Genomic DNA, 16,189 nt, shown 5'->3' on the forward strand with positions numbered 1-16,189 from the left:
TCGGCCCCGTGCGGGGCAACACCCAAGCACAAACCGGCCCAGACGCTACGTACTCGTCATTTCCGGGCCAGCCTTTCTGTCTTCCTGTCTATCTTCCTACGCCATCATGAGGCACCTATGTCCGATCACGATCGTACTGCGCAGTCTCCCTCTCATTCTTCCACGCCCGCTTCCTCTCAGTGCGAGCCTGCCTCGTCCACCGGCGCTCCGCAGGCCGTCATGCTCGATGCCGGCTCCGTCGGTGACGGGCTGGACTTCTCGCGTCTCGAGGCCCGTCTGGAAGGATTGGTCTGTCATGACGCGACCGCGCCCGAGGAAGTGGTGCCACGGCTGAGCGGTGCCTCCATCGTGCTGGTCAACAAGGTACGCATCGAGGCGCACCACATGGATGAGCTGCCGACCCTCAAGCTGATCGCGGTGATGGCGACCGGCACCAACAATATCGACATGGCGGCCGCCGAAGCACGCGGCATTCGAGTCATGAACGTCAATGCCTACGGCACTCACTCGGTGGCGCAGCACACCTGGATGCTGCTGCTGGCACTGGCAGGCCGCCTGCCGGAATACCAGACCGACATCGCCGCGGGCGAGTGGCAACGCAGCGCGACCTTCTGCCTGATGGGCCGCCCCGTGGTGCAGCTGTCCGGCAAGCATCTGGTCATCATCGGCAAGGGAGAGCTGGGCACTGCGGTGGGCAGGCTGGCCGAGGCGTTCGGCATGCGCGTGACCTTTGCCGCTCGTCCGGGCACCGCCCCCACTGCCGAGCGCCCCGCGCTGGAAAGCCTGCTGCCTCAGGCTGACGCCATCAGCCTGCACTGCCCGCTGACCCCAGAGACGCAGCATCTGATCGATGAGCAGGCGCTCGCCGCCATGAAGCCCGGTGCACTGCTGGTCAATTGCGCCCGCGGGGGCATCATCGACGAGGACGCAGCGCTGGAGGCACTGGCCACCGGACAACTCGGCGGCCTGGCGGTGGATAGCCTGCCGGAGGAGCCGCCACGTGAAGGCCACTCGCTGCTCTCGGCCCTGGAAAGCCAGCACCATTCGGCGAGTGCCCCCTTGAACCTGATCGTCACGCCGCACAATGCCTGGATCAGCCAGGAGGCGCGCCAGAACATGCTCGATCTCAGTCTGGCCAATATCGAGACATTCCTGAGCGAACACGCCTGACACGGCCACAGCCTCGCGGCCTCAACCTCGCGATGATAGCCACTGACGCCGAGTGGCAGGTGTGAGCGGCACGTCACGAAAAAGCCCCCGAACCGGCATATGCGCCGAGTCGGGGGCTTTTTTGTCAATGGCCGGCATCAGCGGATGCGGATATGCATGCCTGCCGCCTTGAGGGCGTTTCCTTCAGCGTCCCACGACACTACACGACCGCGTGAGCTCAACAATACCCATCGGGTGCCGCTCGCTCGCCGTCCTCATGCTCACCGTCATCGTCAGCGCTCAGGCCCCGCTGTTGCAGAAGCTTGTCGCCAGCCTTGCCTGTGGCGTCCGCCATGCCTGCCTCGTTCATTCCCATCGCCTCGATCTGCTGTAGGTCCTCTTCCTGCGGCGCACGCATCCGGTACTGGCACTCACAGCTTTCGCCATAGGTGGTGATGATCTTGTGTCTGAGCGCATGTACCTGTTCAAGATCCTCCGGGTGAATCAAGCGATCGAAGTCCATTTCGCGCATCGCCAACGGCTCGTGGCCCGAAGCGCCGAGCATCTTCCAGAGATTGGGATGGATCTGGACGATGCGCTCAGGAATGTCCATTTCCCACAGGCTATCGCCACTGGCTTCGAGGGAATCCAGCAAGCGACGCTCGCTGGAATGCAATTCCTTCTGGGTCTGGCGCAGCCGCTGGTACATCTCTTCGGCGGTGGCGTTGGCATCATCCAGCTCGACGATACCACTGCCGCCCGCCGATTCGACTTCAGCGCCCATGCCGATGCGATGCAGTCGTTCGCGCAGCTCGGCCAGCGGCACCGAAAGGCGACGGCTGATATGATGCGTGCGCCAGCTCATGAGAATGAAGAAAGTGAAATAGAACAGGATCAAGCCACCAATCAATGCCATACCCACCAGCTGGAAATTACGCCCGATCTCTGCGGTACGGAAGAAGACGGCACTCTCCTCGACCATGCTCAACATGATCCAGCCATTGCCCGGCAAGCGCTCCCACGCCACCTTGTAGGGCGCTCCCGCTACAATGACGCTCTCCAGACCGCGCCGCTGCTCCAGGATACGGGGCGCCAGTTTATTGAAGACATCATGACCGTTCAGGTCCAGCTGGGCGGGCCGAATGACATCCTCTTCCTGCAGGTCATTGGCATCGGGAATTTCCAGCGGCAGCAGCGACAACAACTGCTCACCGGCACGTGGTACGGCGAGTGAGCGCCCCTCGGCATCGAACAGCATCGCGAAGCCTTGCCAGGGCAGCTCCATCGCCAGCACCTGATTGACGATCACATCCAGGGTCATGTCGACGCCAGCGACACCGAGAAACTCGCCTTGCTCGGAATAGAAGGGACTGACGGCAGACGTCATCCAGCCATTACCGGCCGGGTCTTCATAGATATCGGTCCAGATGGTGTCGCGAGAGGGGTTCGCTTCTGGCGCGGCCAGATAGAAGAAGGAGAAATCACGACAGTCATGGTCGGCTGGCACCAGAGCGGCCAGATCGACATAGGGGAAAAGACGGACATAGCAATCGGCCATCGTGACGAAGGACTGCACCACGGCCGAGTGCGAGGACACGACACTGCGCATGATCGGGTCGACTGCCGCCATGCGCAGCGCCGTGGGGATGTCCTGCTCGAGGCCTGGCAAGGCGGGGTAGAAGCCGCTGCCCTGATTGTCCGCCGTCTGCTGACTGGCCCAGACACCGCTGGGCAGGCTTGCGTGACGGGCAACCTCGCGCGCCGCTACCCCGGTACCGGCGTCGCCCATGGCCAGTTCGCCTGCCTGGGCACCGAGCCCGCGCGACAGGTTCTGGACATGCTCCAGTTGCTGGCTGAGTGACTTGGCCTCCCGCAGCATCGCCAGATTGAGCTCGCTGCTCGACTGGGATTGCAGGTAATTGAGGTTGGCATCACGAATCTCGTCATTGGATACGAAATACACCGCCACCAGGGCGGTCTCGACCAACAGCAACGGAATCATGGTACTGGTGAAGAGCGCTCGCCAGACCCACTTCTTGATCGTGACGGCGGGTTGCTTCGACTCCGACATGGGCGACTATCCTGAATCCAGCGAGATGACAGGAAGTATGCACTTTCTCTTGCGTTCCAAGAGGCTAATAGCTTCAACGCTTAAACATGACCTAAAGGTCAGACCTTGGTGATACGACTGGGGACAGGCGGCCAAGGCTTTGCTAGGATGCTCGACCCCAAGGAGGCTGCATGCTTTACAACTACGGTTCTATCAATATCGATCACGTCTATCGGGTACCTCACCTGGTACGACCGGGTGAAACCCTGGCGAGTCTCTCCTACCGTCAGGTACTGGGTGGCAAGGGTGCCAACCAGTCGCTCGCGCTTGCGCGCGCCGGAGGCGACGTCACGCACTGGGGCCGCCTTGGCAACAGTGATCGCTGGGCACTTGAGCCGCTGGAAAGCGCCGGAGTGATCACCTCGCAGGTCGAGCTCAGCGCCAGCGCCAGTGGCCACGCCATCATCCAGGTGGACGACCACGCCGAGAACAGCATCATTCTGCATCCGGGTGCCAACCACGGTTTCACCGATGAGCATCTGGCGACGCTGTTCTCCGACGTGACGCAGGGAGATTGGCTGCTGCTGCAAAATGAGTGCAACGCACTGGGCAAGGTCATCGAGCTGGCACATGCCAAGGGCATGAAGATCGCCTTCAACCCCGCCCCGATGGGGGCTGACGTCCTGCGCCTGCCGCTGGAGCATTGCCAGGTGCTGTTCCTCAATCGCGGTGAAGCGGCACAGCTGGTCGAGCTGGAAGAAAGCGCGCCTGTCGCCACCCTGCTCGCCGCGCTGCACACTCGCCTGCCTGACACCGAAGTGGTCATGACCCTGGGCAGCGAAGGCGTCTGCTACCAGCTGGGGGAACAGCGCATCCAGCTGCCGGCGCACCGCGTCAATGCCGTGGACACCACCGCGGCGGGCGATACCTTCATCGGCTATTACCTGGCAAGCCAGATCGAAGGCCAGAGCATCGAGGAAAGCCTGCGTCGTGCCAGCACCGCCTCTGCCCTGTGCGTGAGCCGCGAAGGCGCAGCGCCGAGCATTCCGCTGGCCAGTGATGTCGCCGCTGCCCTGGCCGAATGGCCGACGCTCGACGTCCTGAGCAACTGACTTTCTGGGCAACTGAGCCTTTCAGCAACTGAACTACCTGCACGGGGCACTACTATGTGGCCCGTGCCGTGCCCGTGTCATCTCATGGGCACCTTGTCGGCGTAACGCCCTCTATTGCAGGTCACTTCTTTCACGAGGTCAGCATGAAAACACCGATTATCTTTGATACCGATCCGGGCGTGGATGATGCCCAGGCGATTGCCATCTGTCTGGCGCATCCGGACATCGAATTCCTCGGCATGACCACCACCTTCGGCAACGTCACCATCGAGACAGCCACCTCCAACGCCCTGCTGCTGGGCGAACTGGCGGGTCAGGAGATTCCGGTCGCCCAGGGCGCTGCCCAGCCACTGGTCAAGGACAAGTTCCCGGCGCCGGCGCACATCCACGGCGCCAATGGCCTGGGCAACATGGAGATCCCGGAACCCAAGGGCAAGGCACTGTCCATCAGCGCACCGCAGTTCATCGTCGAGCAGGTCAATGCGCGTCCGGGCGAGATCACCCTCGTCGCCGTCGGCCCGCTGGGCAATCTGGCCACCGCACTGCAGCTGGACCCGAGCATCATCAGCAAGGTCAAGCAGGTCGTCATCATGGGCGGCTCCATCCGTGAAGGCGGCAACGTCTCACCGGTCGCCGAAGCCAACATCTTCAATGACCCGCATGCCGCCGCCAAGGTGCTGACCGCCGGCTGGCCGCTGACCATGGTCGGTCTCGATGCGACGCACCGCTGCGTGCTGTCTCCGGCCCATGTCGAGCGCATCCGTGTCGCGCAAGGCGCACTCGGCGAAGTGCTGTCCGGCAGTTATCAGTTCTACAAGGCCTTCTATCAGGAAGCGCGCGGCATCGATGGTTGCTGCCCGCACGACAGCTGCGCCCTCGCCTGGCTGATGAAGCCGGAGCTGTTCACCACCGAGCGCGGCCACCTGAATGTCGAAGTCGAAGGCCTGGCCGAAGGTCAGACGCTGTTCGCCCCTGAGGGTCGCGAATTCCTCGGCAACCAGTGGTCCCAGACGCCGCTGGTCGACGTCTGCGTCAATGCCCAGGGCGACAAGGTCGTCGAGTGGATCACCGACGTATTGACCGCCAAGGCGTCCTGATCCGACGCTCGGCAGGCCCGCCTGGGCCTTGCTACAAACCGAGACAACGCCCGTCAGCGTCATTGCTGGCGGGCGTTGTCTCGGTTTGTGCATTCGCGCTTGTTCACTTTCCCCTTTCCTTCCTCCTTCCCTCTTCTCCTCTTTGGCGTCTCTCCTTTACCGCAACGGCCTCCCCATGCCCCCGAAGGCCGAGAAATTGCTGGGTAATATAGATTTCTTCAGCAAGATAACGGGATAAACTTTTGACTACCCCTTACCAGACGAGAGTGAATGGCGAGCCGTTCGGCGCATGCACATAATCTGATACGCTAGCGGAATCTCACTGGGCAAGCGCCTCATACGCCGCCCCATCCTGCCTGCCACGGAGCTCATCATGCCTTCGACGACAACGTTGCCCTCTGCACCCGCTGCAACGCTTCGCACTCAGGATTCTCCCGCGATCGCCGACACCCAGTACGATTGCCTGGTCTTCATCGGTCGCTTCCAACCCATGCACCATGGCCATGTTGCCGTGATGGAAGAAGCCCTGCGCCTCGCGCGGCAGGTCATCGTGCTGGTCGGTTCTGCCTGGCAGGCACGTTCACTGCGCAACCCGTTCACCTTCTCTGAACGCACGCGCATGATCCGCAGTTGCTTTGACGATGCCGACAATGCGCGCCTGGAAATCGTGCCGTTGCTGGATGCCCTCTACAACGACGATGTCTGGGTACGTGATGTGCAGCGCAAGGTACGCGATATCGCGCGCCCGCAGGCCAACCGGATGCCGAGAATCGCGCTGATCGGTGCCAATCGTCGTGACAGCAACAGTCAGTCAAGCTACTACCTGAGCCTCTTCCCGCAGTGGGAGTCGGTGGCGGTGCCACTGCGCGAGGGGATGGAGGCCAGCCGTATTCGTGAGGTCATCTTCACCGAGCGCGCCCGTGCGGAGGATTGGCTGGACAACGAGGGATTGGAGCTGCTGCCACCGCCGGTGGCTCAGCACTTGCATGGCTTCCTGGATGAGACCGCGTGGCAAGGGCTGGTCGAGGAGCGTCGCCTGCTGGAGCAATATCGCGCCGCCTGGAGCGATGCGCCCTACCCGCCACTGTTCATCACGGTCAACGCCGTGGTGGTGCAGTCCGGTCATGTGCTGCTCACCACGCGGCGCGCGGCACCCGGCAAGGGGCTTTACGCCCTGCCCGGCGGCTTCGTGCAACCCCAGGAGCGCCTGCTGGATGCCTGCCTGCGTGAGCTCAAGGAGCGTGTGCGCCTCAAGGTGCCGGAACCAGTCCTGCGTGGCTCTCTGCGCGGACAGCGTCTGTTTGACGCGCCGCATCGCAGCTGGCGCGGACGCACCCTGGCAGAGGCCTTCTACTTCGCTCTGCGCCCGGAGCAGCAGCTTCCCAAGCTCAGAAGCGGCGGCGGCGAGAACGAGGAGCAGGCACGCTGGGTCGCACTGGCGGATCTGGAGCCCGACACCCTCTTCGAGGACCACTTCTTCATCATTCAGAATTTCCTCGGCCTGCATGCAGGCCAAAGCAGTTTCTGACTACCCGGAACGGCCTATGCAGGCGCGCACACTTCCCTGCATCAGCACAACGAAAACGGCAGCCCCGCGGGGCTGCCGTTTTCGTCACAAGACACCTGGCTTTTTTTGTCTTTGCCTTTTGTCTTTGCCTTTTGTCTTCGCCTGCAACACTCAGGCTCAGGCTTCGAGGAAATCTCGCGGCAGATTCATCAGCTGCTTCCACAGCTTGTCGATGCCGGGCTTGTGGACCAGTGAGCAACGATAGAGACGAATCTCCAGCGGGATATCCCACGCCTCGTTGCCTGCGCGCACCAGCTTGCCGCTTTCCAGCTCATCGCGAATGCAGAAATCCGGAATCCACGCCATGCCGACGCCCTGCAGAGCCATGCCCTTGAGTCCCTCGGCCATCGCCATCTCATAGACGGTGCGCAGGCGCAGGCGCAGTGGATCATTCTTCAAAAGCATCTTCACGCTGCGACCCAGAAATGCCCCTTGGGTATAGGACAGCAAGGGAATCGCATCCTGGCTGGTCTCGCTCTGCCCGGTCAGCGGGAAGCGGGGCTCGCCATTCTCTAGCGGCACGCACACCGGCAGCATGTTGACCTTGGCGACCGAGAAGGACGGAAAGGCCTCGGCGTCCAGCTGCATGCTGGCGTAAGGGTCGTAATAGGCGAGCATCAAGTCACAGTTGCCTTCGCGCAGCGAGTGAATGGCGTCGCCGACATTCATCGCGGACAGGCGTGTCGGCAATTCCCCCAGGCCCTGCTGGAGACGCGAGATCCACTTGGGGAAGAAGGCCAGCGCCAGCGAATGCGCGGCCGCGATATCCAGGGTTTCGTTGGCCATGCCCAGCCCGCGCAGGTGGGCGAGACACTCTGACAGCTGCTCTGTCAGGTTGCGCGCGGTGACCAGGAACAGCTGGCCCTCCGGCGTCAGACTGACCGGGGTCGTCGAGCGGTCGACCAGCGTAGTGCCCACGGCCTGTTCAAGCGCACGGATGCGGCGACTGAACGCAGGCTGGGTAACGTGTCGCAGGCGAGCCGAGGTGGAGAAGCTGCGGGTATTGGACAGCGCAACGAAATCTTCCAACCACTTAGTTTCCAGGTTCACCCGAACTCCCAAAAATGTCGAACATGCCCAAGCGAGGCTTGCCTGGCCGGTCATGCAGGGTCTTGTCATGGAGAATGGTGCGTCGCGGCGCACCACCACCTTCGTCTTATGCGTTTGACGTATACGGCAGCGTTGAATGGCATTGGCCGCCGAGGGGCTGCGCTGGTTACCCTTGTCCACCTAGCCGCCATTCAAGCGCCACAGTGTACTTCAGCCAGGAGTTCCGCCCAAGTGAACCATCTCTCGGAAACCCCCATCGCCGCCAATGCCACCCCGGCAACTTCCACGCCGGCCGACCTGAGCCATGCCGAGCGTGAGGCACTGGCCAACGGCTTCCGGCTTGAAAAGGATCTCCTCGGGCGCGAGCCGGTGCCCGCTGACGCCTACTACGGTGTCCAGACCCAGCGCGCGCTGAACAACTTCCACCTCTCCGGCGTGCCGTTGTCGCACTTCCCGCGTCTCGTCGAAGGGCTCGCGCTGGTCAAGGCCGCCGCCGCCGAAGCCAACCATGCGCTGGGCTATCTCGAGACACGCGAGCATGACGCCATTCAGCACGCCTGCGCGCGTCTGATGAATGGCGATCATCACGATCAGTTCGTGGTCGACATGATCCAGGGCGGCGCCGGCACCTCGACCAACATGAATGCCAACGAAGTGATCGCCAATCTTGGCCTGGAATTCCTCGGCTACGAGAAAGGCGATTACCAGCAGCTGCACCCCAACAATCACGTCAACATGGCGCAGTCCACCAACGACGCCTACCCGACCGCCATCCGTGTCGGCCTGCTACGCAGCCATTCGGTACTGGTGGACGCGCTGAGCGAACTGGCCAATGCCTTCGCCACCAAGGCGCTGGAATTCGATGACGTGGTCAAGATGGGTCGCACCCAGCTGCAGGACGCGGTGCCGATGACGCTGGGCCAGGAATTCCGCGCCTTCGCCAACACCCTGCGTGAAGACGTCGATCGCATCGCCAACCTCAATGAGTTGCTCAAGGAGGTCAATCTGGGCGGGACCGCGATCGGCACCGGCATCAATGCCGACCCGCGCTACAGCGCTCTGGCGATCGAGGCTCTGGCACGTCGTTCCGGCATCGACTTCCGCCCGGCATCGGACCTGGTCGAGGCCACCAGCGACATGGGTGCCTTCGTGCTGTTCCACGGCATGCTCAAGCGCCTGGCGGTCAAGCTGTCCAAGATCTGCAACGACCTGCGCCTGCTGTCCTCAGGCCCGCGCACCGGCTTCAACGAGATCAACCTGCCGCCTCAGCAGCCGGGCAGCTCGATCATGCCGGGCAAGGTCAACCCGGTGATTCCGGAAGCCGTCAATCAGGTCGCCTTCGATGTCATCGGCAACGACACCGCGCTGACCATGGCGGCGGAAGCCGGCCAGCTGCAGCTCAACGTGATGGAACCGCTGATCGCCTACAAGCTGCTCGACTCCATCCGCCAGCTGAGCCGTGCCATGACCATGCTCAAGAATCGCTGCGTGATCGGCATCACCGCCAACCGTGATCGCTGCGCCGAGCTGGTCAACAACTCCATCGGCCTGATCACCGCGCTCAACCCGTATATCGGCTATGACAATGCCACCCGCATCGCCAAGGAAGCCCTGGTCAGCGGTCGCAGCGTGCTGGAACTGGTACGTGAGGAAGGCCTGCTGGATGAAGCACGCCTGGAGGCACTGCTGTCCCCGCAGGCCATGACGCGCCCGCGTCAGATGAAGGACTGACAGCTCGCTGAAGCAGGGCCAGCAGTGCGTTGGACCTTCAGTGAAGCCACCTAAGTGAGCCACCCAAGTGAGCCACCTAAGTGAAGATACCCGCCTGAGCCTGACTCAGGCGGGTTTTTCTTTGCCTTCACACCGCATGCGGACCACGCGGCCAGGCACGCGGGTCCCGCGGATAGAAGCGTTCGGGTTGCGCCTCGATATGATCGAAATGCTTGGTGTTCTTGTAGGGCATCTTCATGAAGCCGGAGATTCCCAGCCCGGAGATCAGCGGCACGGCATCGAGAATCTCCGCCAGCAGACGCGCGAATTCCTGCTCTCGCGAGGGGTCCAGCAGTCGGTAATAACTGTGAATCTTGAGGTGGTGAGGCAGGGCTTCGAAGATCAGCATGCCGGTGTGATGGATGGCATTGAGTGACTCCAGTGCCTTCAATATCTTCTCGGGCAGCACCAGCAGTTCTTCAGGGTCCGGGCCGTCCTCGAAGTAGGAGTGCACACGCGAGTCATCCTCAAGCTCCGGCACCGCGCTGACCTCATAGCTCAAGCGGGGCCTGGCCTCCCCGCCTGCCGTCGGCGCGAAGACGAAGGCAGCCTCCGGGTCTTCTCGCTCCAGATGCAGGGTATCGCGAGCATTGAACAGACACGCCTTGAACACGCCCTGGCGATAGATGGCACGCGCCAGAGCAACCATGTTGTTGATCGCGACGACGAAGGCGGCCTTCAAGTCAGGGTCATGCAGGTGCAGCGCAGTATCCACGAAGATGCCCTGTGGCTCCCAGCGAATCGCCAGACCGCCGACGATCGGGTATCTGCCCAGACGACTGACCGCGGCCAGGAAGGCTTTTTCGGTGCCGCCCATGCCTTGCATGAAGTTCTTGTAGTAACGATCCAGCTGGACATCATTGACGGCGTCCAGCGCGTTGCCAGCATGTTCGCCGGTCTCGTCCGCCTCGAAGGCCTCACGCAGGAAGGATTTGCGCGAGGTATAGACGACCGTGTCGATCTCTCGCGTTGCCGGCCTCACCCAGACCGGCAGCAGAGACTGTGGCGGCTCGAGAGGCAATTCCGGCATCACCAGCCGCGCGATCCTGCCCATCTCGCGCAGGAAGTAGTCGCCGGCCTGCATGCGCAGCTGCGGGTCAGCCGCCAGCATGCTATCGAGCAGACGCGCGAATTCTCGGGGCAACCCCAATGACACCGCCGGGATGGCACGCACGCCAAAGCGACACGACTGACCAGAAGCCAGCGCATAGAGTGTGGCGGCCACGCCCTGCTCATCGAAGCGCGGCGAGGACAGCGCACCATTGAGCTGCTCCTCGCCGATGAAGTAGACATCGCCCAGACGCGCATTGGTCTGTTGCAGGTTGTCCGACATCAGCTGCATCACGTTGGTGGTGATGAACTGTTGATGCTCATCGAGCTGAGCGAATACCGAACTGCCCCAGTCGATCAATGCCACCTGTTCCCGCTCGACATCGAAGACCAGATTCGACGGCTTGATGTCGCCATGCACGACCGGTGGCGTGCCTGCCCCTGTCGATGACCCGCGCAGCGACTTGAGAATGTCGGCCAGCTGACTGGCGATCTTGACCACCAGACGCGGCGACATGCGCCCGTGACGCAGTGAATACTCCTCGAGATTGATGCCCGGCGCGCGCTGCATGACCAGAATCGACTGCCGCCGTACCCGCTGATAGCTGACCAGACGCGGGATCAGCGGGTGAGCGACCTGGTCGAGCATATAGGCCTCTTCCTCCAGGCGGTCCTGCAGTGCCTGGGGCAGAGTCACCCGCGTGAACTTGAAGACGTGTTCTTCACGCGTGCGCCGGTCTTCGCCCAGGCGCCAGCCCGCGAAGACGAAACCGTAGGCGCCCTTGCCGACCAGATGGATATCCCGGTAGCCAAGCCCCTCGAGCTGGGCGATGCACAGCGCCACCCAGTCCTTGAGCTTCTTGGCATCATGATGCGAGAGCAGATAGATCGACTGCTCTTCCGGGATATAGAACTGTTGCAGGCGCTCGTGAGCGCGCGCATCACTCATGCAGGATGCTCTCTAGCCGGACCCTGGATCAGACAGCGCCTCATGACAGCGACAGCAGCATTTCGTCAGGGTGCTCGAGATAGTGCTTCCACAGATTGCTGAAGCGCGCGATGGTCCCGCCATCGATGATGCGATGATCCCCCGCCCAGGTGATGGTCATGATGTCACGCGCACAGACATTGCCCTCGCCATCGAAGCGCGGCAGACGCTGAGTGCGCCCCAGCGCGACGATGGCGACCTCCGGCTGGTTGATGATCGGCGCGGCATAGGTGCCACCCAGCGCCCCGATATTGGAGATCGACAGGGTGCCGCCCTTGAGGTCCGCCTGGGCAACGCGCCCGCTGCGTGCAGCCTCGGTCAGCCGCCCGACCTCACGCGCGATCTCGAGAATGCTCAGACGTTCGACGCCCTTCACGTTCGGCACCATCAGCCCGCTGGCACTGTCCACCGCCATGCCGATGTTGCAGGCGCCCTGATAGAGAATCTCGCTCTCATCCTCACTGAGGCGCGCATTGAGAATCGGCTCCTCGATGACCGCCAGCGCCATGGCCTTCATGATGAACGGCATCAGGGTCAGGCGAATGCCCTGCTGCTCGGCGCGTACCTTGAGGCGGGCCCGCAACGCCAACAGGTCGGTGATATCGAGCTCATCGCCGTAATGGAAATGCGGGATCTGCGTGCTGGCCTGCACCATGCGCCGAGCCATCACCGCCGCGACACCCTTGAGCGGTACCGCTTTCGACTCAAGGCGTGACGACCTCTCCTCGTCACTTGCCACGTCACTGACCACAGCACACGCTTCGGCAGCTGCCTTGTCGGTCTCGGCGGCCGCGCCGACCTTGTGAGAGTCATCAGGTGTCACGTCAGTCTCGTGAGCCTCGGATTGCTTGAGATATGCCAACACATCTTCCTTCAGCACCCGGCCATTACGCCCCGAGCCTGCGATGGCCTGAATATCGAGCTGATGTTCGCGCAATAGGCGGCGCACGGCAGGGGTCGCGGGTATGCGAGGCCGGCTCTCCTGGTGACGCCCGTCTTGCCCACTCTTTTTGTCGCTCTTGTCGTCGCCCTCCTGGCGGTGCTCCGCCAGACGCTCTGGCTGAACCTGCTTGTGTTCAGGCGCGGTGACGTCGCTCTCAGTGCTCTCAGCGCTTTCAGCCTCTGTCTCCTCATCAGGCACATAGGCATACAGCGGCGTATGCACTCGGGCATTTTCGCCCTGGGCGTAATGGAAGCGCACGATACGCCCGGGCTCCGAGGCGGTGATCTCGACCAGTGCCTTGTCGGTCATCACATCCACGATCGTCTGGTCTTCTTCCACCGTGTCGCCTTCCGCGACGTGCCAGGTGACCACCTCACATTCGACGATGCCTTCGCCGATATCCGGCAGGATGAAATCACGCGAGCGTCGCTCAAGGGCCGCGGCTGTCGGTGTGGCGGCTGCACCATTGGTAGCTGCCGCCGCGGGTGCTGACGTTGTGACATCCGACTGACTGCTGGTCGCCTGGCTGGCGGCTGACTGAGTCTGTGCCGTCGAGCGAGCAGGCGCTGCAACCGTCATGACATCGCCGGCGTGGTCATCCTCACGCTCGCCGTGTCCGGTCTTGTCACTATTACTGTCACTGCCATCATCCACCGCAAACAGCGGCGCATGGACACGGGCAATCTCACCTTCCTGACAGTAAAGCTTGACCACGGTACCGGCGTGGGGCGCGGGGATTTCCACCAACGCCTTGTCTGTCATGACCTCGGCCACCGGCTGATCTTCCTCGATCACGTCGCCTTCCTTGATCAACCACTTGACCAGCTCGCACTCGACGATGCCTTCGCCGATATCGGGCAGGATGAAATCATTCATGGCGCGCATCACTCCCTGTCATCAGTAATTCAAGCTTTGCTTGATGGCCTCGTAGATCTTGAGCTCGTCCGGCAGATGCTCCTTCTCGAGCACCAGCGGGAACGGCGTATCAAGGCCAGTGACGCGTCGGATCGGCGCCTCGAGATACAAGAAGCAACGCTCCTGCACGGTGGCGGCAATCTCGCTGGCAAAGCCTCCCGTCAGCGGCGCTTCATGACTGACTACCAGACGTCCCGTCTTGAGCACCGAGTCACACACCGTCTCGATGTCCCAGGGCAGAATGCTGCGCAGGTCGATTATCTCGCAGTCGATGCCATCCTGCTCGGCAAGCGCAGCGGCCTTCTCGATGACTTCCATCTGAGCGCCCCAGCCGAGCAGCGTGATATCGCGGCCTTCACGAATGACATCGGCCACGCCCAGGGGCAGTTCATAATCGGCTTCTGGCACCTCGCCCACCGAGGCGCGATAGAGCCGCTTGGGCTCCATGAACAGCACCGGATTGGGATCACGAATCGCTGCCAGCAGAAGGCCCTTGGCCTGGTGGGGGTTGCGTGGGATCACGATCTTGAGGCCCGGGGTATGCGCGAAATACGCCTCGGGCGACTGGGAGTGATAGAGCCCGCCTGCGATGCCGCCACCATAGGGCGTGCGAATCGTCAGGCCGCCGACATCGAACAGATCACCGGAGCGATAGCGGAACTTGGCCGCCTCGTTCACGATCTGATCAAAGGCGGGGAAGATGTAGTCGGCGAACTGGATCTCGGCCACCGGCGTCGCCCCCTGTGCCGCCAGCCCGTTGGCGAACCCGATGATGCCCTGCTCGGTGAGTGGCGTATTGAAGCAGCGCTCTCGACCGTATTTGTCCTGCAGGTGGCTGGTAGCTCGGAAGACACCACCGAACACCCCGACATCCTCCCCGAACAACACCACACGGGGATTGGCGGCCATGGCAATATCCAACGCATTGTTGATCGCCTGCAGCATGTTCATCTGTTTCTTGCCCGAGGCCGAGACCGCTGCATCCTTGCTGCCAGGCGCAGCAGACGCTTCTTTCGCCGCTGAACCCGCCCCAGCTGAGTCGCTTGTAGCTGAGTCTGTCACTGGCGTTTTCTCCAACGGCTGTTCACTCATCTGCTCGCTCATGATGTCTGGCCTCCATCTAGACGCTGATGGCGTTCCTGATACACCTTGCGGCTATCTTCCAGCTCCTGCGCAGTGAATCCCATGCTGGCGGCGCCCTTGGGGTAGGCGTGCGGGTACTTGCGAATATGTTGTTTCACGTCTTCGAGCTGCTGTGTGAGCAACGGCGTCGGCGTGTCGTAGACATCACTGATCAGCGTGTCCAGCGCCGGTGGCGCCAGTTTCTCGGCGCGCTTCATGGACTCAAGCACTTCGCGACGCAGTTGATCGCCAGTGGCCTTTTCCTCCTCCTCGCTCCACCAGCCTTGTGCCTCCAGCCAGTTGCGCATGCGCAGAATGGGGTCCTTGTCGCGCCAGATGGCCTCCTCCTTCTTGCTGCGATACCCGGAGGGATCATCCGAAGAGGAGTGAGCCGCCAGACGGTAGGTCATCGCCTCGATCAATACAGGCTGATTGGTCTCGACCGCGATCTTGCGCGCCGCCAGGGTGGCTTCGTAGACGGCGATCACGTCATTGCCATCCACCCGGATGCTCTGCATGTGATAGCCGAAGGCACGTGGTGCGATGCCATCGGCGGCGAATTGCTCGCATGACGGGGTGGAAATGGCATAACCATTGTTGCGACACAGGAAGATGCACGGCACCCGATGCACGGAGGCCATGTTGAGGGCGGCATGAAAATCGCCCTCGGAGGCGGCCCCTTCACCGAAGATGGTGATGGTGCACTGCCCCTTGCCCGCCAGCTTCTGGCCGTAGGCATAGCCGGTGGCCTGGGGGATCTGGGTCGCCAGCGGTGAAGAGATGGTCATGTAGTGCAGGTCACGCGACCCATAGTGGATCGGCATCTGACGGCCCTTGCCGTAGTCGCGCTCGTTGCCGAACATCTGGTTCATGAATTCGTCACAGCTGAAGCCACGCCAGGCAAGCGCACCCTGCTCACGGTATTGCGCCATGATCATGTCATCGTCCTGAAGCGCCGCCACACTGCCGATCACCGTGGCTTCCTCGCCGGTGCATTGCATGTAGAAGCTCAAGCGCCCCTGGCGCTGGGCAGCCAGCATGCGCTCATCCAACACCCGGGTGAACAGCATCGTGCGGTAGATCTTCAGCGCCGTGTCGCGCTCGATCGGGTCGCGTTCGTTAGGTGAAGCGTCCTGTGACGGCTCTTCCTGTACCTGCGACTCATCGACGGGATAAAGGGTGCCGTCCTGACGCAGGCGCTTGAAGATCGGGATGCAGAGTTCATCGCCGGTCATGAAGGCCAGATGATGCAGCACCGTCGGCCCCTGCGGCGCGATCTGGCCTGCCGTCGGCATGGCGGTCAGGTCATTCAGCTCTGGCTGTAAGCCATCGGACGGCGCGGTCCCCGGGGAGGCGGGTCCGCGTGTTGTTGTATC

11 protein-coding genes and 1 pseudogene are annotated in these 16,189 nt (G+C 62.2%); 5 read left to right on the forward strand and 7 right to left on the reverse strand.

Annotated elements, in window-relative coordinates; all coding sequences use genetic code 11:
- Positions 1–117 precede the first annotated feature (117 nt).
- Positions 118–1,170, forward strand: coding sequence for a D-2-hydroxyacid dehydrogenase (locus tag IZU87_RS04410; RefSeq protein ID WP_213113799.1), 1,053 nt, complete (start codon positions 118–120; stop codon positions 1,168–1,170).
- A gap of 217 nt (positions 1,171–1,387) precedes the next feature.
- Here the strand turns inward: IZU87_RS04410 and IZU87_RS04415 are convergent, their stop codons facing one another.
- Positions 1,388–3,220, reverse strand: coding sequence for a PDC sensor domain-containing protein (locus IZU87_RS04415; RefSeq protein ID WP_213113800.1), 1,833 nt, complete (start codon positions 3,218–3,220; stop codon positions 1,388–1,390).
- A 170-nt stretch (positions 3,221–3,390) separates the two neighbouring features.
- Between IZU87_RS04415 and IZU87_RS04420 the strand changes: the two genes are divergently transcribed.
- The 3 genes from IZU87_RS04420 (at position 3,391) to IZU87_RS04430 (ending at position 6,936) form a co-directional block, all read left to right on the forward strand.
- On the forward strand, positions 3,391–4,311 hold the full coding sequence (locus tag IZU87_RS04420) for a ribokinase (protein ID WP_213113801.1): 921 nt from the start codon (positions 3,391–3,393) through the stop codon (positions 4,309–4,311).
- A gap of 143 nt (positions 4,312–4,454) precedes the next feature.
- Positions 4,455–5,408 (forward strand): nucleoside hydrolase, encoded by a 954-nt coding sequence (locus IZU87_RS04425; protein ID WP_131432025.1) that lies wholly within the window; start codon positions 4,455–4,457, stop codon positions 5,406–5,408.
- Between the two features lie 373 nt (positions 5,409–5,781).
- Positions 5,782–6,936, forward strand: a complete 1,155-nt coding sequence (locus tag IZU87_RS04430) for a bifunctional nicotinamide-nucleotide adenylyltransferase/Nudix hydroxylase (RefSeq protein ID WP_107334817.1) — start codon at positions 5,782–5,784, stop codon at positions 6,934–6,936.
- Between the two features lie 156 nt (positions 6,937–7,092).
- Here IZU87_RS04430 and IZU87_RS04435 read toward each other — a convergent pair whose 3' ends face one another.
- Positions 7,093–8,025 carry a LysR substrate-binding domain-containing protein gene (locus IZU87_RS04435; RefSeq protein ID WP_054556694.1) on the reverse strand — a complete coding sequence of 311 codons (933 nt, stop codon included), beginning with the start codon at positions 8,023–8,025 and terminating at the stop codon, positions 7,093–7,095.
- A gap of 321 nt (positions 8,026–8,346) precedes the next feature.
- Between IZU87_RS04435 and IZU87_RS04440 the strand changes: the two genes are divergently transcribed.
- A complete protein-coding gene (locus IZU87_RS04440) occupies positions 8,347–9,756 on the forward strand; it encodes an aspartate ammonia-lyase (RefSeq protein ID WP_249330440.1) in 1,410 nt (469 codons plus the stop codon).
- 127 nt (positions 9,757–9,883) lie between these two features.
- Here the strand turns inward: IZU87_RS04440 and IZU87_RS04445 are convergent, their stop codons facing one another.
- The 5 genes and pseudogenes from IZU87_RS04445 to IZU87_RS04460 all read right to left on the reverse strand — a co-directional run bounded on the left by IZU87_RS04445 (position 9,884) and on the right by IZU87_RS04460 (position 16,108).
- Positions 9,884–11,794 carry a protein kinase domain-containing protein gene (locus IZU87_RS04445; protein ID WP_213113803.1) on the reverse strand — a complete coding sequence of 637 codons (1,911 nt, stop codon included), beginning with the start codon at positions 11,792–11,794 and terminating at the stop codon, positions 9,884–9,886.
- Positions 11,795–11,834: 40 nt separating this feature from the next.
- On the reverse strand, positions 11,835–13,187 hold the full coding sequence (locus IZU87_RS04450; RefSeq protein ID WP_474373024.1) for a 2-oxo acid dehydrogenase subunit E2: 1,353 nt from the start codon (positions 13,185–13,187) through the stop codon (positions 11,835–11,837).
- Between the two features lie 306 nt (positions 13,188–13,493).
- A pseudogene (locus IZU87_RS18125) lies at positions 13,494–13,661 on the reverse strand (biotin/lipoyl-containing protein); the annotation flags it as partial.
- A gap of 12 nt (positions 13,662–13,673) precedes the next feature.
- Positions 13,674–14,642, reverse strand: a complete 969-nt coding sequence (locus IZU87_RS04455) for an alpha-ketoacid dehydrogenase subunit beta (protein ID WP_213113805.1) — start codon at positions 14,640–14,642, stop codon at positions 13,674–13,676.
- Between the two features lie 149 nt (positions 14,643–14,791).
- Positions 14,792–16,108: a thiamine pyrophosphate-dependent dehydrogenase E1 component subunit alpha gene (locus IZU87_RS04460; RefSeq protein WP_474373025.1), complete on the reverse strand. Its 1,317-nt coding sequence runs from the start codon at positions 16,106–16,108 to the stop codon at positions 14,792–14,794.
- Between the last annotated feature and the right edge of the window lie 81 nt (positions 16,109–16,189).

The sequence above is a fragment of the Cobetia sp. MC34 genome (assembly GCF_018340035.1).
GTDB classification, from domain to species: domain Bacteria; phylum Pseudomonadota; class Gammaproteobacteria; order Pseudomonadales; family Halomonadaceae; genus Cobetia; species Cobetia amphilecti.